The sequence below is a fragment of the Streptomyces sp. SD15 genome (assembly GCF_054462255.1).
Map to the genome: position 1 here is coordinate 140,125 of NZ_JBTLMO010000009.1, position 25,711 is coordinate 165,835.

At 70.8% G+C, this 25,711-nt stretch carries 23 protein-coding genes; 16 read left to right on the forward strand and 7 right to left on the reverse strand.

What is annotated here, in order from left to right:
* Positions 1 to 13 precede the first annotated feature (13 nt).
* From ACX28W_RS11815 to ACX28W_RS11850, 8 genes are all read left to right on the forward strand, one after another.
* Complete coding sequence (locus tag ACX28W_RS11815; protein ID WP_458998848.1) at positions 14 to 646, forward strand: isochorismatase family protein; 633 nt, start codon at positions 14 to 16, stop codon at positions 644 to 646.
* Between the two features lie 5 nt (positions 647 to 651).
* Positions 652 to 879, forward strand: a complete 228-nt coding sequence (locus ACX28W_RS11820) for a phosphopantetheine-binding protein (protein ID WP_458998849.1) — start codon at positions 652 to 654, stop codon at positions 877 to 879.
* Positions 876 to 4,868 (forward strand): amino acid adenylation domain-containing protein, encoded by a 3,993-nt coding sequence (locus tag ACX28W_RS11825; protein ID WP_458998850.1) that lies wholly within the window; start codon positions 876 to 878, stop codon positions 4,866 to 4,868. Before ACX28W_RS11820 ends, ACX28W_RS11825 begins: the two co-directional genes overlap by 4 nt.
* Positions 4,865 to 5,053, forward strand: coding sequence for an MbtH family NRPS accessory protein (locus tag ACX28W_RS11830; RefSeq protein WP_458998851.1), 189 nt, complete (start codon positions 4,865 to 4,867; stop codon positions 5,051 to 5,053). Before ACX28W_RS11825 ends, ACX28W_RS11830 begins: the two co-directional genes overlap by 4 nt.
* Before the next feature lie 578 nt (positions 5,054 to 5,631).
* Positions 5,632 to 6,156 (forward strand): SigE family RNA polymerase sigma factor, encoded by a 525-nt coding sequence (locus ACX28W_RS11835; RefSeq protein WP_458998852.1) that lies wholly within the window; start codon positions 5,632 to 5,634, stop codon positions 6,154 to 6,156.
* 100 nt (positions 6,157 to 6,256) lie between these two features.
* Positions 6,257 to 7,531 (forward strand): hypothetical protein, encoded by a 1,275-nt coding sequence (locus tag ACX28W_RS11840; protein ID WP_458998853.1) that lies wholly within the window; start codon positions 6,257 to 6,259, stop codon positions 7,529 to 7,531.
* Positions 7,532 to 7,755: 224 nt separating this feature from the next.
* Positions 7,756 to 9,126, forward strand: coding sequence for a M14 family metallopeptidase (locus ACX28W_RS11845; protein WP_458998854.1), 1,371 nt, complete (start codon positions 7,756 to 7,758; stop codon positions 9,124 to 9,126).
* 183 nt (positions 9,127 to 9,309) lie between these two features.
* Positions 9,310 to 9,435 carry a hypothetical protein gene (locus ACX28W_RS11850; RefSeq protein ID WP_458998855.1) on the forward strand — a complete coding sequence of 42 codons (126 nt, stop codon included), beginning with the start codon at positions 9,310 to 9,312 and terminating at the stop codon, positions 9,433 to 9,435.
* 246 nt (positions 9,436 to 9,681) lie between these two features.
* Here ACX28W_RS11850 and ACX28W_RS11855 read toward each other — a convergent pair whose 3' ends face one another.
* The 5 genes from ACX28W_RS11855 to ACX28W_RS11875 form a co-directional block, all read right to left on the reverse strand.
* Positions 9,682 to 10,338, reverse strand: coding sequence for a hypothetical protein (locus tag ACX28W_RS11855; RefSeq protein ID WP_458998856.1), 657 nt, complete (start codon positions 10,336 to 10,338; stop codon positions 9,682 to 9,684).
* A 64-nt stretch (positions 10,339 to 10,402) separates the two neighbouring features.
* Positions 10,403 to 11,887 carry a GntP family permease gene (locus ACX28W_RS11860; protein ID WP_458998857.1) on the reverse strand — a complete coding sequence of 495 codons (1,485 nt, stop codon included), beginning with the start codon at positions 11,885 to 11,887 and terminating at the stop codon, positions 10,403 to 10,405.
* 167 nt (positions 11,888 to 12,054) lie between these two features.
* A complete protein-coding gene (locus ACX28W_RS11865; RefSeq protein WP_458998858.1) occupies positions 12,055 to 12,465 on the reverse strand; it encodes a RidA family protein in 411 nt (136 codons plus the stop codon).
* Entirely contained in the window at positions 12,462 to 13,238 is a 777-nt protein-coding gene (locus ACX28W_RS11870; protein ID WP_458998859.1) for an IclR family transcriptional regulator, read from the reverse strand. Before ACX28W_RS11870 ends, ACX28W_RS11865 begins: the two co-directional genes overlap by 4 nt.
* Entirely contained in the window at positions 13,235 to 14,272 is a 1,038-nt protein-coding gene (locus ACX28W_RS11875) for a sugar kinase (RefSeq protein WP_458998860.1), read from the reverse strand. Before ACX28W_RS11875 ends, ACX28W_RS11870 begins: the two co-directional genes overlap by 4 nt.
* Positions 14,273 to 14,408: 136 nt before the next feature.
* On the opposite strand from ACX28W_RS11875, the gene ACX28W_RS11880 reads away from it, so the two are divergent.
* Positions 14,409 to 15,692: an amino acid deaminase gene (locus ACX28W_RS11880; RefSeq protein ID WP_458998861.1), complete on the forward strand. Its 1,284-nt coding sequence runs from the start codon at positions 14,409 to 14,411 to the stop codon at positions 15,690 to 15,692.
* 104 nt (positions 15,693 to 15,796) lie between these two features.
* Complete coding sequence (locus tag ACX28W_RS11885; protein ID WP_458998862.1) at positions 15,797 to 17,389, forward strand: N-acyl-D-amino-acid deacylase family protein; 1,593 nt, start codon at positions 15,797 to 15,799, stop codon at positions 17,387 to 17,389.
* Positions 17,390 to 17,428: 39 nt separating this feature from the next.
* Here the strand turns inward: ACX28W_RS11885 and ACX28W_RS11890 are convergent, their stop codons facing one another.
* A complete protein-coding gene (locus ACX28W_RS11890; RefSeq protein WP_458998863.1) occupies positions 17,429 to 18,322 on the reverse strand; it encodes a S1 family peptidase in 894 nt (297 codons plus the stop codon).
* A 143-nt stretch (positions 18,323 to 18,465) separates the two neighbouring features.
* A complete protein-coding gene (locus ACX28W_RS11895; protein ID WP_458998864.1) occupies positions 18,466 to 19,137 on the reverse strand; it encodes a hypothetical protein in 672 nt (223 codons plus the stop codon).
* Between the two features lie 126 nt (positions 19,138 to 19,263).
* Between ACX28W_RS11895 and ACX28W_RS11900 the strand changes: the two genes are divergently transcribed.
* The 6 genes from ACX28W_RS11900 (at position 19,264) to ACX28W_RS11925 (ending at position 25,592) form a co-directional block, all read left to right on the forward strand.
* The gene (locus tag ACX28W_RS11900; protein WP_458998865.1) at positions 19,264 to 20,475 is read left to right on the forward strand and encodes a pyridoxal phosphate-dependent aminotransferase; all 1,212 of its coding nucleotides are present in this window, start codon (positions 19,264 to 19,266) and stop codon (positions 20,473 to 20,475) included.
* Positions 20,476 to 20,578: 103 nt separating this feature from the next.
* Positions 20,579 to 20,998 (forward strand): SCO4983 family protein, encoded by a 420-nt coding sequence (locus tag ACX28W_RS11905; RefSeq protein WP_458998866.1) that lies wholly within the window; start codon positions 20,579 to 20,581, stop codon positions 20,996 to 20,998.
* 207 nt (positions 20,999 to 21,205) lie between these two features.
* Positions 21,206 to 22,279, forward strand: a complete 1,074-nt coding sequence (locus ACX28W_RS11910; RefSeq protein WP_458998867.1) for a hypothetical protein — start codon at positions 21,206 to 21,208, stop codon at positions 22,277 to 22,279.
* Positions 22,280 to 22,292: 13 nt separating this feature from the next.
* On the forward strand, positions 22,293 to 23,468 hold the full coding sequence (locus ACX28W_RS11915; RefSeq protein WP_458998868.1) for a toxic anion resistance protein: 1,176 nt from the start codon (positions 22,293 to 22,295) through the stop codon (positions 23,466 to 23,468).
* Positions 23,465 to 25,000 (forward strand): vWA domain-containing protein, encoded by a 1,536-nt coding sequence (locus tag ACX28W_RS11920; protein ID WP_458998869.1) that lies wholly within the window; start codon positions 23,465 to 23,467, stop codon positions 24,998 to 25,000. The genes ACX28W_RS11915 and ACX28W_RS11920 overlap by 4 nt, the downstream gene beginning before the upstream one ends.
* Positions 24,987 to 25,592, forward strand: coding sequence for a hypothetical protein (locus tag ACX28W_RS11925; RefSeq protein ID WP_458998870.1), 606 nt, complete (start codon positions 24,987 to 24,989; stop codon positions 25,590 to 25,592). The genes ACX28W_RS11920 and ACX28W_RS11925 overlap by 14 nt, the downstream gene beginning before the upstream one ends.
* Positions 25,593 to 25,711 lie beyond the last annotated feature (119 nt).

The window sequence follows — 25,711 nt, forward strand, 5'->3', positions numbered from 1 at the left end:
AAGGCTCTTTCTCATGGCACTTCCCGCCATCGCCTCCTATCCGCTGCCGGCAGCGGACGAGCTGCCGGAGAACCGCGTCGCCTGGACCGCGGACCCCGCCCGCGCCGTGCTGCTCGTCCACGACCTGCAGAACCACTTCCTCGGCGCGTTCCCGTCCGGCGAGCAGCCGCTGACGGGGATGCTGGGCAACACCGGCCGGATGCTGGAGCGCGCCCGCGGCCTCGGCATACCGGTCGTCTACTCGACGCAGCGCGGCGGCCAGACGCCCCAGCAGCGCGGGCTCCAGCTCGACTTCTGGGGCCCCGGCGTCGCCGACGACGCCGATGCCCTCGCCGTGCCGGACGAGGTCGCGCCACAGCCCGGCGACAGGGTCCTGACCAAGTGGAAGTACAGCGCTTTCGTCCGCACCCGGCTGGCGCAGTTGCTGCGTGAGGCGGGCCGCGACCAGCTGGTCGTCATGGGTGTGTACGCGCACATCGGGGTGCTGGTGACCGCCTGCGACGCGTGGATGCGGGACATTCAGGCGTTCGTCGTCGCCGATGCCGTCGCCGACTTCTCCCGCGACGAACACGACATGGCCCTGCGCTGGGCCGCCGGCCGCTGCGCGTTCGTGACCACCACCGACGCGCTCTTCAAGGAGTTCTGAGCACCGTGGCCCTCACTCTGGAGCAGCTCCGCAGCGATATCGCCGACTGTCTCGGCGAGGACCCCGCCGACATCCCCTTCGACGAGAACCTCGTGGACTTCGGACTCGACTCGGTCCGCATCATGGCGCTGCTCGAACGATGGCGCCGCGAGCACGGCGTCGAAGCGGACTTCGCAGACCTCGCCGAGCAGCCGGCCATCAAGGCCTGGGCACCGCTGCTGAGGGCGTCATGACCGCCCCCACGACCGTCGGCACCGGCGCCGGCCCCCCGGCCACCGTGCTGCCGCTGACGGCGGCCCAGTCGGGCATGTGGTACGCGCAGGCCCTCGATCCGCTCAGCCCCACGCACAACACCGCGGAGTGCCTGGACATCGGCGGGCCGCTCGACCCGGACCTCTTCGCCGCGGCCCTGCGTCGCGTCACCGCCGAGGCCGACGCCCTGCGGGTGTGCATCGAGAACGGCCGGGACGGTCCGCGCCAGCGGGTACGCGCCACCGTCGAGCTGCCGCTGACCGTGCACGATCTGCGCGGCGGTGACGGCACCGACCGGAAGGCCGAGATGTGGATGCGCGACGGTGAAGGCGACGCCGAGCGGAAGGCCGAGATGTGGATGCGCGCCGATCTCGCCAAGCCCTGCGATCTGGCGACCGGCCCGCTCTTCCGGCACGCCTTGTTCCGGGTCGGCGAGCGGCGGTGGCTGTGGTACCAGCGCATCCACCACCTCGTCATCGACGGCTTCGGCTACTCGCTCCTCGTCCGCCGCACCGCCGAGGTCTACTCGGCGCTCGCCCGCGGCGAGGAGCCCGCCCCGCGCACCTTCGGAACCCTCGCCGACCTCGTCGCCGAGGATGCCGTCTACCGCTCGTCCGACGCCTTCGCGGCCGACCGCGCCCACTGGACGGAGGCCTTCGCCGACCGGCCCGAGGCGCCCCGGCTCGCGGGCCGCGGCGCGCTGCCCTCGCGGACGTTCCGTCGCCGCACGGCTCATCTGCCTCCCGAGACCACCGAGCGTCTGCGCGAACTGGGCGCCCGGCTCCGCGCGACCTGGCCGGAGATCCTGATCGCCGCGCAGGCCCTCTACACCTCCCGCGCCACCGGCCGCTCCGACGTCGTGCTCGGACTGCCCCTGATGGGCCGTATGGGGTCGGTCGCGCTGCGCGTGCCCGGCATGGTGATGAACGTGCTCCCGCTCAGGCTGGCCGTCTCCCCCGACGCGACCTTCGCCGAACTGGTGCACCAGGTCGTGCTCGGCATCCGCGAGACGCGCCGCCACCAGCGCTACCGCTACGAGGACATCCGCCGCGACCTGGGCCTGCTCGGCGAGAACCGCGCTCTGATCGGCCCGGTCGTCAACGTCATGCCCTTCGACTACGACGTCGACTTCGCGGGTGCGCCCGCGAAGGCCCACAACCTCGCCACCGGCCCTGTCGACGACCTGACGGTCCACGTCTACGACCGCGCCGACGGCCGTGGCCTGCGCATCGACCACGACGGCAACCCGGCCCTGTACGAGGACGCCGAACTCGCCGCCCACCAGGAGCGCTTCGTACACCTGCTGGACCGTCTCGCCGACACCGACCCGCGGCAGCCGCTCGCCGTTCACACCATCGCGACGCCCGCCGAACACACCTTGGTCCTGCACGAGTTCAACCAGACCGAACGCGCACTGCCCGCGACCACGCTCATCGGCCCCATCGAGGCGCGCGCCATACGCACCCCGGACGCGACCGCGCTGGTGTACGGGGACACCTCATGGACGTACGCGGAGCTGAACGCCCGGGCCAACCGGCTGGCCCGGCATCTGCAGAGCCTCGGCGCCCGGCCGGGTGCGGTGGTCGCGGTCTCGGTGCCCCGCTCGGTGGAGCTGGTCGTCACCGTGCTCGCCGCGCTCAAGTCGGGTGCCGCGTATCTGCCGCTCGACCCGGACTATCCGGCGCAGCGACTCGCGTACATGATCCGGGACGCGGCGCCGGTGTGCGCCGTGGTCGACCGTGCGGGACGCCTTCCCGAGGACACCGGGGCGGTCCCCCTCGTCGTCCTTGACGGACTCGACGTGTCCCCCTACCCGGCGGTCGACCCGGCGCGTCCGCTCACGCCCGCCCACCCCGCGTACGTCATCTACACCTCCGGCTCCACGGGCCGCCCCAAGGGCGTCGTCGTCTCGCACGGGGCGATCGACAACCGGCTGCGCTGGATGCAGCACACCTACCCGCTGACCGCCGACGACCGGGTGCTGCAGAAGACTCCGTCGTCGTTCGACGTGTCCGTGTGGGAGTTCTTCTGGCCGCTGCGTGAGGGCGCGGCGATCGTCGTCGCCGAGCCGGAGGTCCACAACGAACCGGCCGAACTCGCCCGCCTGATCCACGAACAGTCCATCACCACCTGCCACTTCGTGCCGTCGATGCTCCAGGTCTTCCTGGCCGAGGCCGACCCGGCCGCCTGCGCGGGGCTGCGCCGGGTCTTCTGCGGCGGTGAGGCCCTGCCCCGCGAGACGGTGAACGCCTTCGTGCGGGCGCTGCCCGACGTCGAACTGCACAACCTGTACGGGCCGGCGGAGGCCGCCGTCGATGTCACGTACCACGCGTGCGCCCCGCCCACGCTCCCGGACAGCGGCGGCCCGGTGCCGATCGGCAGCCCGGTGTGGAACACCCGCCTGTACGTGCTGGACGCGGCGCTCCAGCCGTGCCCGCCGGGCATCACGGGTGAGCTGTACCTGGCAGGTCGGCAGTTGGCCGACAGCTATCTGCACCGCCCCGCGCTGACGGCGTCCCGGTTCGTCGCCGACCCCTTCGGGCCGCCCGGGAGCCGGATGTACCGCACGGGCGATCTGGCGCGCTGGACCCGGCAGGGCGAGATCGAGTACCTCGGCCGCACCGACCACCAGGTGAAGCTGCGCGGGCAGCGCATCGAACTGGGCGAGATCGAGGCCGCGCTGATGGGGCAGCCCGGCGTGGACGGCGCCTGCGCCGTGGTGCGGGAGGACCGGATCGTCGGGTACGTGACCGGAGGCGCCGATCCCACGGCCGTACGGGCCCAGCTGGCGCGAATGCTGCCGGAACACATGGTCCCGGCGGCGGTCGTCGGCCTCGACGCGTTCCCGCTGAACCCCAACGGCAAGCTCGACCGTCACGCACTGCCCGCCCCTGTCTTCACCGGCGCCGAGGGCGCCGGACGCCCGGCCAAGCCGCTCGAGGAGGCGCTGACGCGGCTGTTCGCGGAGGTGCTCGGGGTCGAACTGGCCGGTCCCGACGAGGCGTTCTTCGACCTGGGCGGTACGTCGCTGCACGCGGTGAAGCTGATGGCGCGCGTGCGGGAGGAGTTCGGCATCGAGCTGACCATCGGCTCGCTGTTCGAGGCGCCGACCCCCGCCGCTCTCGCCACCCGTCTCAAGGCCGCGGGGTCCGCACGCGGCGCCGGCCTCAGAGGGAGCACTGCCGAGGACTCCCTCGAGGTCCTCCTTCCGCTGCGCACCGACGGCGAGCGGCCCCCGCTGTTCGCGTTCCACCCCGGCGGTGGCATCTCCTGGTGCTATGCGGGCCTGTCCGCCCGACTCGATCCGGACCAGCCTCTGTACGGCATCCAGGCGCGCGGTCTGGTCCGCGACGAGCCGCTGCCGGGCACTCTGCGGGAGCAGGCAGCCGACTACGTCGAGCACCTCCGCACGGTGCGGGCACACGGTCCGTACCGGCTGCTCGGCTGGTCCCTCGGTGGCATCCTCGCGCACACCGTGGCCTGCATGCTCCAGGAGGCCGGGGAGAAGGTCGAACTCCTCGCGCTGTTCGACGCGTTCCCGGCCGAGCAGTGGCGGGAGCGGCCCGCGCCCGAGGAAGGCGACGCGCTCACCGCGGTGCTGCGTATGGCCGGCTTCGACCGCACCGACGAGCGCACTCGCGACGACGTGCTGGCCACGCTGCGCCGGGCGGGCAGCCCGCTCGCCGGGCTCACCGACCGGACCCTGTCGAAGATCATCGAAATCGTGCCCCACCACGCGCGCATCGTGCGTGAGCACCAGCACCGCCACTTCGAGGGCGACCTGCTCTTCTTCACGGCAGCCGCGCCGCGGACAGAGAACTGGCTCACATCGAAGGCATGGCATCCGCACATCAGCGGCGCGATCGTCAACCACGACCTGGACTGCACCCATCCGCAGCTGTTGCAGGACCGCCACCTCGACGACATCGCCACCATCCTGGCGGCGCGCCTGAAGGAGCTCGACGCATGAGCCGTGAAGCCGGTCCGTTCGATCCGGGCCCCGACGGCAAGGACACCCACCTCGTGCTGGAGAACGCCCGCGGGCAGCTGTCCCTGTGGCCCGCCTGGTGCGCCGTACCGCCGGGTTGGAGCGCCCGCTTCGGCCCCGCCCCACACGACGCCTGCGCGCGCGAGGTGGATGCGGCCCGGGGATGACCGCTCCTTGAGTCGACACAGCGCACGGGCGGCGGGACGGTGGAGAGACCTCTTGAGAACCTGTGGGGCCCGCCACTGAGAGAGCGGCGCCCTGTCAGGAAGATGCGGGGCCCATGGACGGCCCACCACTCGGGGTCCTTCGGCGAGGCGCACGTTCACGGTCAAGGAGGCCGAGGGCACGGTCACCGCACAGCAGATCGGCGGTCCCGAGGTCAAGTGCGGCACGATCGCGGAGACCGAGAAGAAGAGCGCCGAGGAAGAGTTCCGCCGGGGCTTCAGGGAGGGTCTCCGTGAGACCAGGGGCACCGCCAGGGTCGCCCACATGCGCGTACCGCCGCCCGGTTCACGGGCCTCACGCCCGCCGCGGAGCGGCTGATGTCTGCCGTAGGTGCGTGCTCTCGGCGTGCCGGGCACAGGCCCACGTACTGGTTGTACGTGGGCCTGTGCCCGGTGCGGTGCAACTCTTGACGCATCGCCCTCGTACCCGCGGCATCCCTCGATCACCTGCCCTGAAACATTTCTGGGGGTCCACCGCATCAATGAGGTGAAGGCGGCGGACGCGAACTCGGGGGAAGTGCATGAGGCAGGTCCGGACCGACGAGTACCAGGAGTTCGCGGCGGCGCGTGCGGGGCATCTCTACCGGTCCGCCTGTCTGCTCACCGGCGGGGACACCCATCTCGCCGAGGACCTGGTGCAGGAGGCCCTGGGCCGGATCTACGTCCGCTGGAGCCGGGTCTCCCGGGTCGACAACCCCGCCGGGTACGCCCAGACCGTGCTCACCCGTACGTTCCTCGCCCACCAGCGGCGCCACAGCAACAGTAAGGAGCGGGCCACCGATCTGCTCCCCGATGTTCCCGATCCGCGTATCCCCGGGCCCGACGCCGACACCCCGCTGCGGCTGACGCTCGTCGAGGCGCTCGGGCGGCTGCCCGCCAAGGACCGGGCCGTGGTCGTCCTGCGCTACTGGGAGGACCGCAGCATCGAGGAGACCGCCGACGCGATGAACGTCAGCTCCGCCGCGGTGCGCACCCGGTGTGTCCGTGCGCTCGCCAAGCTGCGCGTGCTTCTCGGCGAAAACCTGGACGAGTACGCCGCTCCCTGAGCAGACCCCATGACCTCCTGGGCCTCATAGGCCTCATAGGCCTAGGAGGCCTCCTAAGACTCACGGTCTCAACAGCCCCTTGCAGAAACGGTGGTTTGGCATGCCCGATGACCGCAACGAACACGTCGACAGCCACTTCGAGGAGCGGTTCGGCGCCGCCCTGCGCGACGCCGGGGGCGCCTTCGAGACCGACCGGAACGTCCTCGTCGCCGCCGGTGAGGCGCACGGCCGGCGGCTGGTGGTGCGGCGGCGCCGGGCCGCCGTCGCGGGCGGCGTGGCCGGGGTCGCCCTCGTGGGGCTCGGCGGGGCGCTGCTCGTGCCCGGGGGCGGCGGCAGCGAGCGCGAGACCGGGAAGCGGTCCGTCGCCTCGGGCGGGTCCGCCTCGGCCTCCGCCACGCCCACGGGCCCCGTCTCCGGCGCCGAACTCGTCCGCACGCTCGAGAAGCTGCTGCCCAAGGGCACGTTCAGCGGGGCGCAGTCGCGCGGTACGGACGCGGAACTGGGGCCGTACGCCTATGTCGTGTACGACGACGGCCAGGGCAAGGCGGCCGTCAGCGTCTCCCTGAACCGGGTCGAGGCCGGGGACCTGATGGCGGCTCAGGCGACCGAGTGCCCGGACAAGGTGCTGACCCCGTACGACGACTGTGTGACGAGCAAGCTGGCCGACGGGTCGGTGCTCAGGCTCTTCCGCGGGTACGAGTATCCGGACCGTCGCGAGGACACGAAGATGTGGACCGCGGACCTCGTCACGCCGAAGGGGCAGCACATCGGTGTGATGGAGTGGAACGCCCCGGCGGAGAAGGGTGCGGCGATCAGCAGGGACGAACCTCCGCTGTCCACCGCACAGTTGAAGGAGCTGGTCACGGCTCAGGCGTGGCGGGCCGCCGTCGACGCCATTCCCGAGGAACCCCGGCAGCCGGACAAGGAGACCGTCCCGAACACGCCGCCGGGCATCAGCGGCAAGGCGATCCGCTCGACGCTCGTCTCCCTGGTTCCCGAGGGGGTCCAGGTGGTGGCCCAGGGTGGCCAGGAGACCGAGTACGTGTACCTCGTCCTCGACGACGGCAAGGGCAGGAGCCTGCTCCAGATCAATGTGCAGCCCGACATGTCCGACGTCGAGGACCAGCTCTTCGGTCCGGACGCGGAGACCCTGCCCGACGGCACGAAGGTCACCACGCGTCAGGCAGCGGGAGAGCAGGGCGGTGGGGTCGTGATGTGGACCGCCGACACCATCAGGACCGACGGAAGGCGGGTGGCGGTCAGCGCCCTCAACACCGGTGGGCTGAAGGATCCCAAGACCCGGGCCACCCCCGCGCTCACGATGGAGCAGCTCAAGTCGATCGCCATCAGCGAGAAGTGGCTGAAGCTGCGCTGAGCCATCTGGAGGACAACGGGCCCCGACGGCAGTGAGTGCCGTCGGGGCCCGGCCTATTTTCGAAGGGTTCCCGCCACCGGCTCTTTATTCAGTCTTGACCAGCGCATGACATCCATCCACCATGAGCGCCACACCCGCACCGGTACGTCGCACGGATCCACCCCCCAGCTCCACACCCCCCACTTCCGGAGACCCCGGAATCCCTGGAGAAACAAGGAGACTTCATGCGACTTCGCATCCGCGGCAGCGGCGCCGAAGGCACCAGCCCCAGACGCGGCAAGCGCACCGCCGCCTTCGCCGTCCTGGTGGCCCTCGCCCTCGCGGCCCCGATCACGGCCACGACGACCGACGCCACCGCGACCAGCGCCGCGCGCCCCGCACCCTCGGCGGACGACATCCGCCAGTACGAGATCCACATGCATTCGGACTCCAAGTCCCGCACGGCGCTCATGCAGTCGGGTGTGACGGTGGACGAGGCCGACAGCCACGGCGTCGTGATCTCCGGCCGCGCGGACCAGGTCAAGAAGCTGCGTCAACTCGGCTATGAGGTCACGCCGTTGGGTCAGGTACCCGACCGGTCCGACGGAACCGGCGACGTACAGCTGTTCGACTTCCCCACGGCCGACTCCCGCTACCACAACTACGCGGAGATGACGAGCGAGATCAACTCGATCATCTCGGCCAACCCGGGCATCGCCAGCCAGCGGGTCATCGGCACCTCGTACCAGGGCCGGAACATCGTCGCCATCAAGATCAGCGACAACGTCGGCACGGACGAGGCCGAGCCCGAGGTGCTGTTCACCCACCACCAGCACGCCCGTGAGCACCTCACCGTCGAGATGGCGCTGTACCTGCTGCGCGAGCTGACCTCGGACTACGGCACGGACTCCCGGGTCACCAGCATGGTCAACTCCCGCGAGATCTGGATCGTCCCGGACCTCAACCCGGACGGCGGCGAGTACGACATCGCGACCGGCTCGTACCGCTCGTGGCGCAAGAACCGCCAGCCCAACAGCGGTTCGACGGCCGTCGGTACCGACCTCAACCGCAACTGGAACTACCGCTGGGGCTGCTGCGGCGGCTCGTCCGGCACGACGTCCTCGGATACCTACCGGGGTACGGCGCCCGAGTCAGCGCCCGAGGTCAGGGTGGTCGCCAACTTCGTGCGCAGCCGGGTCGTCGGCGGGGTCCAGCAGATCAAGGCGGGCATCGACTTCCACACGTACAGCCAGCTGGTGCTCTGGCCGTTCGGCTACACCACGGCCGACACCACCACCGGCATGACGGCCGACGACCGCAACGCGTTCGCGACCGTCGGCGGGAAGATGGCCGCCAGCAACGGCTACACACCGGAGCAGGCCAGCGACCTGTACATCACGGACGGTTCGATCGACGACTATCTCTGGGGCTCCCAGAAGATCTTCGCCTACACCTTCGAGATGTATCCGGGTTCCGCCAGTGGCGGCGGCTTCTACCCGCCCGACGAGGTCATCGACCGGGAGACGGCCCGCAACCGGGACGCGGTGCTGCAACTGCTGGAGAACGCGGACTGCATGTACCGGTCCATCGGCAAGGAGGCGCAGTACTGCAGCTAGGAGCGGGGACAGGCAGGTAGACAGGTAGATAGGTAGCCAAGTCGCCAGGTAGCCAGGTAGCCGGGGAACTGCGGGCCGGTTGTTGCCGGTCGCGCGGTTCCCCGCGCCTCGGCTCGAGTCACGGCGACCGCCCTGACCGGTTGCTCGTTCTTCGGCCAGGACACCCCGTGCACCCAGGCGGACATGGACTCGGGAGTCGCCGCCGTGTGGCGGCCCGCCGACTTCGGGGACCCGGACGAGGCGACGATCCGCGCCGACCCCGCCAAGGGACTCACCTCGGCGGAAGGCATGTCCTTGCAGACGAAGTGACGAATGTGCCCGTTCCGTCCGGCGACACCGGAGGGAACGGGCACTTGGGACTTACTCGTCTAGGGCCTGTCCGGCGGGACAGGTCGCAGGAAAACAACGGAGCCTGATCAGCGCCGGTGAGCGGGGCCTGGTGCGTCCAACTGCAAGGCGGAGGAGGGCGTCGACGCGGAGCGTCGGCAACCGACGACAACGCCGCAGGTGGGCGTGCCAGACCCCGCGTCTGCGGCATGATCCGCCGGACAGGCCCTAGGGCTCGTCGACCTCGGCCGGAGCCTTGTCCGTGGCCTCGTCCGTGGCCTTGTCCTCGCCGTCGTCGACACTCTCGTCGAAGTAGGCGTCGAGGACCGCGTCCAGTTGTGACTCCCACTCCTTGAAGCGTGCCCGGGCCGTCGCCTCGATCTCGATCGGGTACCAGCGGCGGTCCGGCGTGTGCACCGTGATGGTGAACCGCTTCCCGAAGCGGGGCGACTCCGTCTCGATGGCGCCGATCTCGTCCCAACGGAACTCCGCCGCCTGGTCGTCCAGGCGCAGGTGTACGCCGCTGTGGTCGGCCTTGATCGAGGCGCGCCGGTCGGAGGCCTCGAAGACGGGCCCGTCGGGATCGGCCTCGGCCTCGGGCTCAGACTCGGAGTCAGGCTCCGTTCCGGGCGCGGTTTCGGCGTCGTCCTCCTCTTCGGAGGACGCTTCGGAGGAGGCCTCGGCGGCGGGCTCCGCGTCCGGGACAGCCTCGCCCGAGACAGCCGTGTCCGAGACAGCCTCCTCTGTGGCGGTCTCCTCCGCCGCAGCCTCCTCCACCGCGTCCTTCGGCTCCACGGGCACGGGTGACGTAAGCCCGGGGATATACGCCGGGTTGACCGCGGCGGCGTCCAGGGGCTGGCTCTTCGAACCTATGCGCTGCTCCACAGCGGGCAGTATGGTCGAAGATCCTGTGTCAGGAACAGCCAGCCCCTATATAGCTACACGGCCGTTATACGAAAACGCTCAGCACCGCCGCCACCGCGAACCCGGAGACGGACAGGACCGACTCCAGAACCGTCCAGGACTTCAGGGTGTCGCGCTCGCTGATGCCGAAGTACTTGGCGACCATCCAGAAGCCGCCGTCGTTGACGTGCGAGGCGAAGATCGAGCCCGCCGAGATCGCCATGATGACGAGGGCGACGAAGGCCTGGGAGTGGTCGCCCTCGGCGAGGAGGGGCGCCACGATGCCGGCCGTCGTGACGATGGCGACGGTGGCCGAGCCCTGGGCGACGCGCAGGACCACGGAGATCAGGTAGGAGAGGACGAGCACCGGCAGGCCGACGTCGTTGAAGGTGTCGGAGAGGGCCTGGGCGACACCGCTGGCCTTCAGTACGGCGCCGAAGATACCGCCCGCGCCGACCACGAGCAGGATGTTGCCGACCGGCTTCAGCGACGAAGTCGACACCGTCTCAAGGGACTTGCGGGACCAGCCGCGCCGGATCCCGAGAAGGTAGTACGCGAGCAGCAGGGCGATGGTGAGGGCGACGAAGGGGCTGCCGAAGAACTCGATGACCGAGCGGCCGGTGGAGGGGTCCAGCGCGATGGAGGAGAAGGTGGCGGCCAGGATCAGCACCAGCGGCGTACCGATGATGGCGAGGACCGTGCCGAGCGGCACCGGGCTCTCGCGCGGCTCGACGCCCGACGCCCGCTGCTCCTCGATGACGGCCAGCTTCGACTCGGCCGCCGCCTCGACCATGTCCTGCGGTACGGCGACGAAGATCCGCCGGCCGATCCAGGCGGAGAAGGCCCAGGCGGCGAGTACGGCGGGCAGACCACAGACGATGCCCATGAGGATGACCCAGCCGAGGTCGACGTGCAGGAGGCCCGCCGCGGCCACCGGGCCCGGGTGCGGGGGCAGGAACGCGTGGGTCATCGACAGGCCCGCGAGCAGCGGCAGGCAGTAGAGCAGGATCGACTTGCCGGAGCGCTTGGCGGCGGCGTACACGATCGGCGCGAGGACGAAGATGCCGACGTCGAAGAAGACCGGGATACCGAAGATCAGGCCGGTCAGGCCCATGGCCAGGGGTGCCCGCTTCTCACCGAAGAGGTTCAGCAGCCGGGACGCCAACACCTCGGCGCCGCCGCTGACTTCGAGGATCGCGCCGAGCATCGTGCCCAGGCCGATGATGATCGCGACGTGGCCGAGGATGCCGCCCATGCCGGACTCGATGGTCGAGACCGCGTCCGACCGCTGGACCGTGCCGAAGAGTTCCGTGACCGACAGCCCCGCCGCCAGGCCGACGGTTATGGAGACGGCGAGCAGCGCCACGAAGGGCTGGAGCCTGACCTTGATGATCAGGATGAGGAGGAGGGCGATTCCGAGGGCGGCGACCGTGAGCAGGCCCGCGGTGCCGTCGATGAGGAGGAGCAGGCCGCCGGTGTGGGGTGGGGTCTCGGTGGCGGGCGCTGTCGCTGCGAGCGGAGACGAGAGCAAGGGGGACCTCTTCTTGTTCTTGAGAACATCGTCCGGGGGTTGGGGGGGTGCCCCCCGTTCGGCGCAGCCGGGCAGGGGGTATCGCGGTGCGGCGCCCCAGGGATGGCAGATGCCGGGCGCCGCACCGTGATGACGTACGAGGTGCGGGAGAGGTGGGGAGAGAGACGTCAGCCGAGTACGGCCAGCGCGTCGATCTCGATGAGGAGTCCGGCCGGCAGACCGACGTAGACCGTCGTGCGGGCGGCGGGGGGCGCGGTGAGGCCCTGCTCCTCGAAATAGGTGTTGTACATGCCGTTCATCTCGGCGAAGTGATCGACGTCCGTGAGGTAGACGCGGATCATCATCACGTCGTCCCAGGTCGCGCCGCCCTCTTCGAGGATCGCCTTGACGTTGGCGAGGGTCTGCAGGGTCTGCTCGCGCAGGGTCGGGCCGGCCGGCGTCGGGGGCCGGCCCTCGACGGCGGGCAGGAAGCCGACCTGCCCGGCGACCTGAAGGATGTTCCCCTTCTTCACGCCGTGCGAGAACTTGGCGGGCGGGGTGGTGTGGGTCTTCGGGGTGAGGGCGATCTTCTCGGTCATGAGGTGGCTTCCTTGGAAGGGGCTGGGGCTGGGGGTCTGCCGGAGTACTCGCCGCTGATCGCGTCCGCCGTACGGCGCACCAGCGGGAGCAGCGTGAGGAGTTCGTCGGCGGTGACGACGACGTTCGGGGCGGAGACCGACATCGCGGCGACGACCCGCCCGTCGGCGCCGCGGACGGGGGCGGCGACGCAGTTGATGGACTCCTCGTGGCCACCGAGGTCGGTGGCCCAGCCCTGTTCGCGTACCGTCGCCAACTCCTTGAGAAAGGCGGGGGCGTTGGGGGTCGAACGGGCCGTGTACATGGGGTAGTCGAGCCTCTCCGCGAGGGCGCGGCGCTCGCCCTCGGGCAGGTCGGCGAGGAGGAGTTTCGCGACGGCCGCGACGGTGATGGCGACGGGCTTCCCGATCCGCGAGTACATCCGCACGGGATAGCGGCTCTCCACCTTGTCGATGTAGAGGACCTCGTTCTCCTCGTACACCGCGAGGTGCACGGTGTGCCCGCACTGTTCGTTCAGCCGTACGAGATGGGGGTGCGCGATCTCCCGGACGTCCAGGTTCTCGATGGCCTCCTGGGCGAGCGCGAAGAGGCGGGCGCCGAGGCGGTAGCGCTGGTCGGACTGGCGGTGGACGAGCCCGTGCTCGTGCAGCGTGCGCAGGAGGCGCAGCGCCGTGGACTTGTGGACGCCGAGCCGGTCGGCGACCTGCCCGAGGTCGGCGGGGCCCTCGGCGAGCAGCGGCAGGATGCTCAGCGCTCGGTCGACGGTCTGGCTCATGGGGTACATACCTCCTCGTCGGCCCGTGTGACGGCGTCGGTCCAGCCGGGGCCGAGTCGAAGTGTCTCCCACGCCTGGTCGTCCAGGGCGGCCAGCCGGTCGGCGTGGTCCCGGGAGGGGGGCGCGGCCAGGTCACCCGGGACAGTGAGGGCGGCTGCCGCCATGAGGTGGCCGTGCCGCAGCCGCTCTTGGGCGGGCAGGCCGCGCAGGGTGGCGGAGAGGAATCCGGCGGCGAAGGCGTCACCGGCGCCGACGGGGGCGACGACGTCGACGTGGAGGGAGGGGACGAAGGTGACGGTGTCGGCCTCGAAGAGGGTGGCGCCCCGGGCTCCCTGTTTCACGACCAGTACCCGGGGCTCGGGCAGCGCGGCCCGGATCGCGGCCGGCCCGCCGGTGACCCCCCAGGCCGCCTCGGCCTCGTCCTCACCCACGAACACGAGGTCGCTGCCGCGGGCCAGGTCCAGCAGGACCTGGCCGGCTCCCTGGTGGTGCCAGAGGTCCACGCGGTGGTTGACGTCGAAGGAGACGAGAGGGCGGGCGGGCCGCGGGGCGGTCAGTTCCCGCAGCAGCGCCAGACAGTCCGCGGAGAGCGCGGGGGTGATGCCGGACAGATGCAGGACGCGGCCCGAGCGGACGGCGCCCAGGTCCACGTTGTGGGCCGCCATCGCGGAGGCGGCCGACCCGGCCCGGTAGTAGGCCACCTCGTGGGTGTCGGTCGCCCGGTCGCTCGCCGTACGGAAGTAGACGCCGGTCGGCCGCGTGGGATCACGGCGTACGGCGGAGGTGTCGACGCCGAACGAGGTGATCGCCGCCAGCAGGTGATCGCCGAACCCGTCGGCGCCGACCCGGCTGACCCACCGCACGGAGTGCCCGGCCGCGGCGAGCGCACACGCCACGTTGGACTCGGCGCCCCCGATGGCCCGCTCGAACGACGGCACGTCGGCGAGCCGTCCCGGCCGGGACGGCAGGAACGTGACCATGGACTCGCCGAGCGCGACGGCATCCACGGGATCGGTGCATCCGTTGTCCGTCACGATGGCTGGAGCTCCTTGCTCTTGCGTTCAGCGGCGCCGTTGACCCTGCGTCGGCTGGGATGTTAGACAGCACTGAGCACCATACGCAATGACCGTTGCACACCATGCAACGCAAGCACCTCATCAGGGAGGCCCCATGGGCGCCGACACCGCCGCAGCACGCCTCGCCGCCCTCGCGGCCGACCGCGTCGACCACCGCTTCAAGGGCCTCCCCCCGGACGCCGAGGGCCTGACCGTCGGCGAGCTGACCGCCCAGCGCCGCAACCTCTTCACCGGCGGCTTCACCACCCCCGTCCTCGCCCTCTCCGCCGAGCGCCTGACGCACAACCTCGCGCTCATGGAGACGTACACCACCCGCCACGGCCTGACCTTCGCGCCGCACGGCAAGACCTCGATGGCCCCGCAGCTGTTCTGGCAGCAGATCGAGCGCGGCGCCTGGGGCATCACCCTCGCGGTCCCCCACCAGGTGCGCGTGGCAAGGGAGTTCGGCATCCAGCGGGTGTTCCTCGCGAACGAACTCGTCGACGCGGCGGCGCTGACGTGGATCGCCGCCGAGCTGAAAGCCGACGCCGACTTCGACTTCATCTGTTACGTCGACTCCGTACGCGGCGTCGAACTGATGGACGCCGCGCTGCGGGGTACGGAGACGACCCGCCCCGTGGACGTGGTCGTCGAGCTCGCCGCCGGTGCCGGGGCCCGTACCGGCGTCCGCACGGAGGCGGAGTGCGCGGCCGTCGCGGATGCGGTGGCCGCCACGACGACGCTCCGCCTGGTCGGCGTGGCGGGCTACGAGGGCGAGGTCCCGAAGGCCGACCCGGACCGCGTCCACGCGTGGCTGCGCCGGCTGACCGCGCTGGCGGTGGACTTCGACAAGGCGGGGCGGTTCGCGGAGGTGGCGGAGATCGTCGTCAGCGCGGGCGGCAGCGCGTGGTTCGACGCGGTCGCGGACGTCTTCGCGGAGATCCCCGCACTGTCCTCTCCCGTACTGAAGTTGCTGCGCTCGGGCGCGTACGTCTCGCACGACGTCGGCCACTACCGCCGGGTGACCCCGTTCAACCGTGTACCGGAGGAAGGCGCCCTCCACCCCGCGTTCCGCCTCTGGGCCCAGGTCGTCTCCCGGCCCTCCCCCGATCAGGCTTTCGTCAACGCGGGCAAGCGGGACGCGGCGTACGACCTCGATCTGCCCGAGGCGCAGGTCGTACGCCGGGACGGTGCCGAGCGCCCCGCGACGGGCGTCATGGTCACCGGCCTCTCCGACCAGCACGGCTGGCTCGGGACGACGCCTGAGGCGGACCTTCAGGTCGGGGACTGGGTGGGCATGGGTCTGTCCCATCCCTGCACGTCCTTCGACAAGTGGGAGCTGATTCCGGTGGTGGAGGGGGACGGGACGGTCGTGGATTACGTACGGACGTTCTTTTAGCGGGAGGGGGGCGCGACGGGGCCGCGCGGAGCGCGGGAGACGGACTGGAAACGGGCGGGTAGGCGGGAAAACTCGCGCCGGAGGCGCGGAAAGGGACGGCACGCATGGACCTGGTGATCAGAAACGCCACCGTCGTGGACGGCACGGGCAAGGCCCGGTATGACGCCGACATCGGGATCGACGCGGGCCGCATCGCCGCGATCCGAAGAAACGGCCCCCGACTGCACGGACGCCGGACGCTGGAAGCCGACCGTCTCGCCCTCGCCCCCGGTTTCATCGACATGCACGCCCACAGCGACCTGGCCCTGCTTCGCGACCCGGACCACAGCGCGAAGGCGGCACAGGGGGTCACCCTCGAAGTCATCGGCCAGGACGGACTGTCGTACGCCCCCGTCGACGACCGCACCCTCGCCGAGGTCCGCCGCGCGATCACCGGCTGGAACGGCCCCGGCGACGACATCGACTTCAGCTGGCGCTCTGTGGGCGAGTACCTGGACCGGCTCGACGAGGGCATCGCGGTGAACGCGGCCTATCTCATCCCCCAGGGCACCGTCCGTATGCTCGCCGTCGGCTGGGACGACCGCCCGGCGACCCCGAGGGAACTGGACCGCATGCGGCAGCTGGTCGCCGACGGCATGCGGGAGGGCGCCGTCGGCATGTCCTCCGGCCTCACCTACACCCCCGGCATGTACGCCGAGGACGCGGAACTCACCGCACTGTGCCGGGTGGTCGCCGAGTACGGCGGCTACTACTGCCCGCACCACCGCTCGTACGGAGCGGGCGCCCTGGCGGCGTACGAGGAGATGGTGGCCCTCACCCGCGAGGCCGGCTGCCCGCTCCACCTCGCCCACGCCACCATGAACTTCGGCGTGAACGAGGGCCGGGCGCCGGAGCTGCTCGCCCTCCTCGACCACGCGCTCGCCGAGGGCGCGGACATCAGCCTCGACACGTACCCCTACACCCCCGGATCCACCACCCTCGTGGCGATGCTGCCGAGCTGGGCGGGCGAGGGCGGCCCGGAGGCGATCCTCGCGCGCCTCGCGGACGACGACACCGCCGAACGGATCCGGCACCACATGGAGGTCATCGGCGCGGACGGCTGCCACGGCGTTCCCATCGAGTGGGACACGATCGAGATCTCCGGCGTCACCGACCCGGCGCTCGCCGCCCACATCGGCCGCACGATCCAGCAGTCCGCCGACGAACGCGGCGAGACCCCCTGGGCCATCGCCCGCCGTCTTCTCCTCGACGACCGGCTCGGCTCCACGATCCTCCAGCACGTCGGTCACGAGGAGAACGTCCGCACGATCATGCGGCACCGTGTGCACACCGGCGGCTCGGACGGCATCCTGCGCGGCGCCAAGCCGCATCCGCGCGCGTACGGCACCTTCCCGCACTATCTCGGCCGGTACGTGCGGGAGTTGGGCATCCTCTCCCTGGAGGAGTGCGTCGCCCACCTCACCTCGCGCCCGGCGGCCCGGCTGCGCCTCCCCGACCGCGGCCTGGTCCGCGAGGGCTACCGCGCCGACCTGGTCCTCTTCGACCCGGACACGGTCGCCGCCGGCTCGACCTTCGAGGCGCCGCGCACGCTCCCCGTCGGCATCCCGTACGTCCTGATCGACGGCCGCTTCGTCATCGAGGACGGGCGGCGCACGGACGTCCTCGCGGGGCGGGCGGTCCGCCGTACTCCCCGGTGACCGCCCGCCCCGTACCCCTTACTCGTTACTCGTCACTCCTTACGGCTGGGGCAGGGTGCACCCGGTGCGGCTCAGGTCGAGCTTGTTGTCGAGGCCGAAGCAGGGGACGATCTGGTAGGTCTCCTGCGCGTAGTTGATGCCCTGGCGGACGGTGACGTTGCCGCTCGCGTCGACCTCGCAGGGGTTGTTCACGGTGCAGGTCGCGCCGTCCTCGTTGCCGGTGTTGTTGACGGCGACGACCTTGCCGGTGGCGTTGTCGATGACGGGCGAGCCCGAGGTGCCGCCGATGGTGTTGCAGGCGGAGGTGTAGCGGACCGAGTCCTTCCAGGTCCAGTCGCCCTCCTTGATGCGGTACACGAAGCCGTCGATGGCGCAGGTGTAGATCCGCTTCCAGTACCCGGAGACGACCTTGATGGCGGTGCCGGCGACCGGGTGCGTGTCCTGAAGGGTGAGCGCGCTGATGCCGTACGCGCTCTGGATCTGCGCATAGGTGCTGGTGAGCTGGTAGATCGTGACGTCGGTGTCGGTCATCGTCGCGTACGCGACCTTGCTGGCGCGCAGCGTCGCGACCCTCGTACCGGCGGAGTTGAGCAGGCCGAAGGTGCGGGTGGAGGCCTGGTCGACGATGACCTCGCCGGGCTCCGGGAAGCCGGTCTCCAGGCAGTGGCCGTTGGAGAGCACGAGCGCGGGGTCGTCGGCCTCGGAGGCGGGCATGCGGATGACCGAGCCGGAGCAGTTGCTGAGCGAGACGGTGCCGGCGAAGTCGACGGCCTGAATGGCGGGTGCGGCCGCGGTCTCGGCGGATGCGGTCGCGGTCTCGGCGGTCACGGTTTCGGCCGCCGCGGTTTCCGGCGCGGGAGCCGCGACCGCGGGTGCCACGCCCGCCCCGGCGATCACCAGGGCGAAGAGCGCGGCGACGAGAGGCTTTCTCATGTGGGGGTCCCCTCTTGCGACGTGGGCGACCGGAGATCTTCCGGCCACTTCCAGTTTTGTCATGCGCATTGTGAAGGGAGGGGCATGAGGGGGCAAGGAGTTGTTTCCGGCCTGCAGATCGGCCAACCAGCGGGAAACGGCGGCTAATTGGGCTTCTTGGTGGCACCCTTGCCGCGACCCGGGTTGCCGTTCGAGGTCTCCTGACCCGGTTCGGCCGTGGCGCTGGAGGTTCCGGTCCCGCTCGGCTCCGCCGCGCTCGCGGAGGCGGCGGCCGAGGCGGACGCGGTCGCGCTCGGGGAGGCCCCGGCGGGACCCCCGGACGCCTGGGACCCTCCGGGCGACGCGGCCGTGGCCGACGCTCCCGCGGTCGTCGTCGTACCGTCCGTCGACGCCGTCGACGCCGCCGCTTCGGGAGACGAGGTCGCCTCCGGGTCACCGTCGCTCTCGCTCCGCCCCGAGGGCCGGGGATCCGTGGACGTTCCGGAGTCGAAGAGCCCCGAGACCACCGCGGCGAGCAGCACGACGCACACCGCCCCACCGGCCACCGCCCCCCGGCGCAACAGCCGGGCCCGGCGACGGCGCAGCAGCCGGTCGTGGCGGCCCGACGGATCCTCGGCCGTGGCATCCCGTACGTCGGGGACGGCGTCGAGCACGGCGGTGTCGCCGCCGTCCACGTACGTCTTCCGCCAGCCGTGCGCCTCGGCCGGGTCCGCGTACGCCTCGTAGGCCGGCGGCGCCGCGCCATCGCTCTGCGGGAGGTACACCTTCGGTGCGGCTTCGGGTATGGCTTCGGATTCGCCGTTCTGCCAGGACATGAGGGCGGATTCTAGATACCGCAAGGGCTTGCGGCACAGCGAGAAGACAAAGGGGGTCATAGCGCCACGTCTCACGTGGTGGAAAACACGCCCCGCGATGCGTTACGCGGCCGTAAGCTCACGGACATGCAGGTGATCCAGTCCACGAAGCTCGCCAACGTCTGCTACGAGATCCGGGGTCCGGTGCTCGAGGAGGCGATGCGGCTGGAAGCGGCCGGTCACCGCATCCTCAAGCTGAACACGGGCAACCCGGCCGCCTTCGGCTTCGAGTGCCCGCCGGAGATCCTCGAGGACATCCTCCGCAACGTGTCGTCCGCGCACGGCTACGGCGACGCGAAGGGCCTGCTGGCCGCGCGCCGCGCCGTCGTCATGCACAACCAGACCCTCGGCATCGAGACGGACGTCGAGCACGTCTTCATCGGCAACGGCGTCTCCGAGCTGATCGTGATGGCCATGCAGGGCCTGCTGGACGACGGCGACGAGGTGCTCGTACCGGCGCCGGACTACCCGCTGTGGACCGCCGCCGTGTCCCTGTCCGGCGGCACCGCCGTCCACTACCGCTGCGACGAGCAGGCGGACTGGATGCCCGACCTCGCGGACGTGGAGCGGAAGGTCACCGACCGCACCAAGGCCATCGTCATCATCAACCCGAACAACCCGACCGGCGCGGTGTACGACGAGGCGATGCTGCGCGGGCTGACCGACATCGCCCGCCGGCACAACCTCCTCGTCTGCTCGGACGAGATCTACGACAAGATCCTGTACGACGGCGCGACCCACACCCCGACCGCCTCGGTCGCCCCGGACCTGCTCACCCTCACCTTCAACGGCATGTCGAAGGCCTACCGGGTGGCCGGCTACCGGGTCGGCTGGGTGGCGATCTCCGGCCCCCGCGCGCACGCCGACTCCTACATCGAGGGCCTGACGATCCTCGCGAACATGCGACTGTGCGCGAACATGCCCGGCCAGCACGGGGTGGTCGCCGCACTCAGCGGACGGCAGACCATCACCGACCTGGTCCTGCCGGGCGGGCGGCTGAAGGAACAGCGGGATGTCGCGCACGAGCTGCTGACGCAGATCCCGGGGGTGAGCTGCGTGAAGCCCAAGGGGGCGCTGTATCTCTTCCCGCGCCTCGACCCGAAGGTCTTCAAGATCAAGGACGACCGGCGGATGGTCCTCGACCTGCTGCGCCGCGAGAAGATCATGGTCGTCCAGGGGACCGGCTTCAACTGGCCCGAGTCGGACCACTTCCGGGTGGTCACCCTGCCGACCGTGGGTGACCTGACGGACGCGGTGACCCGGATCGGGAACTTCCTGGACGGCTACAGCCAGCCGTGACGCTCACCCTGTGTGCGCGTTCTGACGAGCTCCGCGACCCGACTCAACTTTAGACGAAATCCAAGCTAGGATGGTTTCCTGTCAGAGCACAGGAGGCCATCCCATGTACGAACCGATCCGTACCAAGTCGGTGCACACGATGGCCGGCACCACCTCCGACTTCCCCCACCGGTCGCGCGAGGAGGAGCTGGACATCCAGCTCGCGGGTCATCTCGCGGCGCTGCTGGCGGTGACGGACGAGCTGCGCGCGCTGGCGCCGTCCGACGACCTGGACGCCGCCGCCGGACGGCTCGCCGAGCAGGTGGCCCGGCTGCGCGGAGGGCTGCCGCCCCTGCGAGCGTCGGCCGCCGCCGCCCGCCACGAGTCACGTCTCGCGGCCCTGCACCAGCGGGCGCACGCCCTCGCCGGCCGCGCCCTCGTCGTCGCGGCGTCCCGCGCGGACACGGCGGCGGCGATCCTGTCCGCCGAGCGCATGGACGCCCACGCCGCCACCACCGACCCGAGGGAACTCGCGTCCCACTGAGCCGACAGGCTCACCCGAGCCCACGGCTCCCCCGTACGGCCCCGGTCCGCGCGCACCCGCAGCGACGTGCGGACCGGGCGCCACACACCCGCCGGTCGGTCCGGTCATCGGAGGCTGCCGTTCCGGTTGCATACCGGGATAGGTCCGACACTCCCCGTTCACCCGCCGCCACGGGGAATGTTGGGTTCCGGGAGCACTCTCCTCGGTGTGAGACGCATCGCGGGAATCGTCCTGGCGGTCCTGCTGATCGGCGGCGTGGTAGCAGCCGTCGTCGCAGGCCGCGAAGACCAGGACAAGGGCACGGCAACGAAGACCGTGCAAGGAGTGATCGGATCGGAGAAGGCGGAGTTCTTCGCCGATCCCGACGTGGTGAAGGCCCTCGCTGCCAAGGGCTACACCGTGAAGACGGAGACCTCCGGGTCCTGGGCCATGGAGGGCCTGGACCTCAAGGGGTACGACTTCGCCTTCCCTTCCAGCCAGGCTCCGGCCGACGAGCTCGCCGACAAGTACGACGTACGGCAGCCGTTGCCCCGGCCGTTCTACTCGCCCCTCGTGGTCGTCGCCCATCGCAGCGCCGCCGAGGTGCTCGAGGACAACGGCCTGGCAACGCTGGACAAGAACACCGGCACCCTCAAGATGACCGCGTATCTCGACGCGGCCCGCCGCGACCGGACGTGGCAGCAGCTCAAGGGGGCCAAGGCGCACGGTGAACTGACCGGCACCCTCTACATCGCCACCACCGACCCCGCCACCTCCAACTCCGGCGCGCTCTACCTCGCCGCCGCCTCGTACGTCGCCGACGGCGGCCGGGTCGCCGCGGACACCGCCGCCGTCGAGCGCACCGCGCCCCTCATGCGCAAGCTCATCAGCGTCCAGGGGGCCCAGCAGTCCAGCACGGACGCGGCATTCCGGGACTTCATCAGCGGCGCCGGCAACCCGCTGGTTCTCGCGTACGAGTCCCAGGTCGCCTCGCTGCTCATCCAGGGCGAGGACGTCGGCGACCTCACCGTCCTCTACCCGGACACCACGGCGAACAGCGACCACACCGTCGTACCGCTCACTCCCGAAGGCCGCGCACTCGGTGAACTCCTCAGCACCGACCCCGCGTTGCGCAAGCTCGCCGTGCGGCACGGGTTCCGGCCGCAGGGCACGGCCGCGGAGTTCACGGCGGCGACCGCCGACCGGGCCAGGTATCTCAACCAGAAGCTGACCGGCGTCCGGCAGGCGCCCGTGCCCGCCTCCAAGGTGCTGCACGAGATGACGCGCCGGGCCGGAAACTAGGGGGAAGCACCACATGACCACCGAACACAACGAGTTGACGCTCACACCTCCCGAGGCCGTCACACCCGTGCCCCGCGAGAAGGCGGGCGGGCTGGTGCCCGTCGACCCGTCCGTGCAGGACGAGATGGCACGGCGCGCGGCCGAATACGTCGGCGGGCTCGCCGTCCTGGACGCCCGCTCCCCGGAGTTCGCCGGGAAGGTGGGAGAGATCGCGGGCCTGGGCGCCAGTGAGATGCGGGGCGCCGCGGCGCAGTCCAACCGCATGCTGGAGCGCACCATCCGCAGTCTGCCCTCCAAGGGCGAGGACGCACAGTCGCACGTCGCGGGCTCGCTCGTCGAACTCCGGCGCGTCGTGGAGGACCTGGACCCGCGCGACCTGTCCGCGAGCAAGGGGCGGAAGTTCCTGTCGAAGCTGCCGGGCGGCAACAAACTGCGCGACCACGTCGCCAAGTACGCCTCCTCGCAGGCCACCTTGAACAAGATCGTGGGCTCACTGCGCGGCGGCCAGGACGAACTGCGCCGCGACAACGCCGCCCTGCAGACCGAACGCGTCCGGCTCTGGGAGACGATGGGCAAGCTCCAGGAGTACGTCGTGCTGACCCAGGCCCTGGACACGGCGGTCGAGGAACACATCGCCACCGCCGAGGCCACGGACCCGGCCCAGGCCGACACCCTCCGCTCCGACGTCCTCTTCCCCGTACGCCAGAAGCACCAGGACCTGCTCACCCAGCTGGCGGTGTGCGCACAGGGCTACCTCGCCATGGACGTCGTACGCCGCAACAACGACGAGCTGATCAAGGGCGTCGACCGCGCCGCCACCACCACGGTCTCCGCGCTGCGCATCTCCGTGATGCTCGCCTCCGCCCTCGACAACCAGCGCAAGGTCGTCGACCAGGTCAACGCCCTGCGCGGCACCACGGAGGACCTCATCCGCGGCAACGCCGAAATGCTCGCCACACAGAGCGGCGAGATCCAGCGCATCGCCGCCGACCCGGCCGTCGGCGCGGAGACCCTCCGCAGCGCCTTCCAGCAGATCTACCGCACGCTCGACGCGATCGACACGTACAAGGTCCAGGCCACCGAGGCCATGGCCGCGACAGTCGAGTCCCTGACGTCCGAACTCCAGCACGCGTCCGCCTACTTGGACCGCAGCCGCTCGCAGGGCGCCCTGGAAGGCGGGCTCGCATGAGACACGTACGCCTGGCCGCCCTGACGGTGCTCGCGCTGCTCACCGCGTGCACCACGCAGCAGCAGCCGCAGCCCGAGGACAACGCCCCCCGGCCCGGCACCCTGCGCGTCCTCGCCTCCAGCGAACTCGCCGACATGGCCCCGGTGCTCGAACAGGTCCGCGAGGACACCGGCATCACGGTCCGCCCCACGTACATGGGCACACTCACCGCCGTCGACCTGCTCGCGAAGGGCACGGTGGACGACTCGTACGACGCGCTGTGGCTGTCCTCCAACGACTATCTGCGGCTGCGCCCCGAGGCGGCGAAGAAGGTCGTCTCGGAGACGCCGATCATGTCGAGCCCGGTGGCCATCGGGGTGAAGCCGGCGACCGTGAGCGCCCTGGACTGGCAGCCGGACGACGTCACCTGGTCGCAGGTGGACCAGGCCGTGACGGACGGGAAACTGACGTACGGCATGACCGACCCGGCCGACTCCAACTCCGGTTTCTCCACGCTGATCTCGGTGGCCTCGGGCCTGTCCGGAGCGCAGTCGGCACTCACCGACGCGGACGTGGACGAGGCGACGCCGCGGCTGAAGCAGTTCTTCAAGGGGCAGAAACTGACCTCGGGCTCCTCCGGCTGGCTGGCGGAGGCGTACGAGCGGCGCGGCACCGTGGACGCCCTGCTCAACTACGAGTCGGTCCTCAAGGGCACGAAGGGGCTCACCGTCATCCGCCCGAGCGACGGCGTGGTGACCGCCGACTATCCGCTCACCTCGCTCGCCTCCTCCAGCAAGGACACCCGCGAGACGGTCCGCCGTCTCACCGAGGCGCTGCGCACCCCGGCCGTCCAGCGGCAGATCACCGAGACCACCCTGCGCCGCCCGGTCGTCGCCTCCGTCGCCCCGGCCGCGGGCCTCGACACCAGCCGCCGACGCGAACTGCCCTTTCCCGGCAGCCGGTCCGTCGCCGACGGGCTCCTCGACTCGTACGAGAACCAGCTCCGCCGGCCCTCCCGGACCGTATACGTCCTGGACACCTCGGGCTCGATGCGCGGCGACCGCCTCGACCGCCTGAAGAAGGCACTCACCTCCCTGACGGGCGACTTCCGCGAGCGCGAGGAAGTGACGCTGATGCCCTTCGGATCGGAGGTCAAGAGCGTCCGCACCCACCTCGTACGTCCCGCCGACCCGCAGACCGGGCTCGACGGCATCCGCGCCGACACCCGCGCCCTCAGCGCCAGCGGCGACACCGCGATCTTCACCTCGCTGGAGAAGGCGTACGAGCATCTGGGCGCCGACGACGACACATTCACGTCGATCGTGCTGATGACGGACGGCGAGAACACGGCGGGCGCGGACCCGGAGCACTTCGACGGCTTCTACCGCGCACTGCCGGACGCGGAGCGCGAAATCCCCGTCTTCCCGATCCTCTTCGGCGACTCCGACCGTGGCGAACTCCAGCACATCGCCGACCTGACCGGCGGCCGTCTCTTCGACGCCCAGAAGGGCTCGCTCGACGGCGCCTTCGAGGAGATCCGTGGCTACCAATAAGTTCGTCGGCTATCTCGAGTCCCGCAAGAACCTCACCGGCAGCGCCTGCGGGCTCGTCGGCCTCGCCCTGACCTTCACCGGGCTCGCGGGCGCGTACTGGCCTGTCGTCGTGGTGGGCCTGTACGGCGCGGGCGCCCTGATCGCCCCGCCGGAGCGCCCGCCGCTCCCCGACTTCCCGGACCCCTCGGCCCAACTCGACGAACTGCGCGTTGACTTCGGAAAGCTCCGGGATTATCTGAACGGCATCGAGCTGCCCCCGGCAGCCGCGGGCCGGCTCACCGAGCTGACCGAAATCCTGACCGCCCTGCTGGACCCCGGCTGGGTGGCCGCGGTCCTCGCCCAGGACCCGGAGGGCGTGCACGCCCTGTCCCGCGCCGTACGCCAGGACATCCCCGAGGCCGTCGACACCTTCGTACGCACAAGGTGGTGGACCCGCCTGACCCCCGGCACCGAACCCCCGGAGCGCCACCTGGAACGCCAACTCACCCTCCTCCACGAGGAGGCGGACCGCCTGGCCGCCGCCCTACGGGAGACGGAGGCCCGCCGCCAGGAGTCGCACACGCGGTATTTGGAGGACCGGGGGCGCTCGTAGCGGAAGCCCACCCCGTCGAAGGCGAGCTGTACCTGGTGATGGATCCGCCCACAAGCACCCGAACCTGAAGAACGCTTCAAGCGCGGGGCACTAGCGAGCTCGGGTCCTCACGGACGAAC

What these genes read in the sequence shown, in the direction of transcription:
- ACX28W_RS11815 (WP_458998848.1), top strand. Translation starts at nt 14, where the DNA reads ATGGCACTTCCCGCCATCGCCTCCTATCCGCTGCCGGCAGCGGACGAG.
- ACX28W_RS11825 (WP_458998850.1), top strand. Translation starts at nt 876, where the DNA reads ATGACCGCCCCCACGACCGTCGGCACCGGCGCCGGCCCCCCGGCCACC.
- ACX28W_RS11830 (WP_458998851.1), top strand. Translation starts at nt 4,865, where the DNA reads ATGAGCCGTGAAGCCGGTCCGTTCGATCCGGGCCCCGACGGCAAGGAC.
- ACX28W_RS11835 (WP_458998852.1), top strand. Translation starts at nt 5,632, where the DNA reads ATGAGGCAGGTCCGGACCGACGAGTACCAGGAGTTCGCGGCGGCGCGT.
- ACX28W_RS11840 (WP_458998853.1), top strand. Translation starts at nt 6,257, where the DNA reads ATGCCCGATGACCGCAACGAACACGTCGACAGCCACTTCGAGGAGCGG.
- ACX28W_RS11845 (WP_458998854.1), top strand. Translation starts at nt 7,756, where the DNA reads ATGCGACTTCGCATCCGCGGCAGCGGCGCCGAAGGCACCAGCCCCAGA.
- ACX28W_RS11850 (WP_458998855.1), top strand. Translation starts at nt 9,310, where the DNA reads ATGGACTCGGGAGTCGCCGCCGTGTGGCGGCCCGCCGACTTCGGGGAC.
- ACX28W_RS11865 (WP_458998858.1), bottom strand. Translation starts at nt 12,465, where the DNA reads ATGACCGAGAAGATCGCCCTCACCCCGAAGACCCACACCACCCCGCCC.
- ACX28W_RS11870 (WP_458998859.1), bottom strand. Translation starts at nt 13,238, where the DNA reads ATGAGCCAGACCGTCGACCGAGCGCTGAGCATCCTGCCGCTGCTCGCC.
- ACX28W_RS11880 (WP_458998861.1), top strand. Translation starts at nt 14,409, where the DNA reads ATGGGCGCCGACACCGCCGCAGCACGCCTCGCCGCCCTCGCGGCCGAC.
- ACX28W_RS11885 (WP_458998862.1), top strand. Translation starts at nt 15,797, where the DNA reads ATGGACCTGGTGATCAGAAACGCCACCGTCGTGGACGGCACGGGCAAG.
- ACX28W_RS11890 (WP_458998863.1), bottom strand. Translation starts at nt 18,322, where the DNA reads ATGAGAAAGCCTCTCGTCGCCGCGCTCTTCGCCCTGGTGATCGCCGGG.
- ACX28W_RS11895 (WP_458998864.1), bottom strand. Translation starts at nt 19,137, where the DNA reads ATGTCCTGGCAGAACGGCGAATCCGAAGCCATACCCGAAGCCGCACCG.
- ACX28W_RS11900 (WP_458998865.1), top strand. Translation starts at nt 19,264, where the DNA reads ATGCAGGTGATCCAGTCCACGAAGCTCGCCAACGTCTGCTACGAGATC.
- ACX28W_RS11905 (WP_458998866.1), top strand. Translation starts at nt 20,579, where the DNA reads ATGTACGAACCGATCCGTACCAAGTCGGTGCACACGATGGCCGGCACC.
- ACX28W_RS11915 (WP_458998868.1), top strand. Translation starts at nt 22,293, where the DNA reads ATGACCACCGAACACAACGAGTTGACGCTCACACCTCCCGAGGCCGTC.
- ACX28W_RS11920 (WP_458998869.1), top strand. Translation starts at nt 23,465, where the DNA reads ATGAGACACGTACGCCTGGCCGCCCTGACGGTGCTCGCGCTGCTCACC.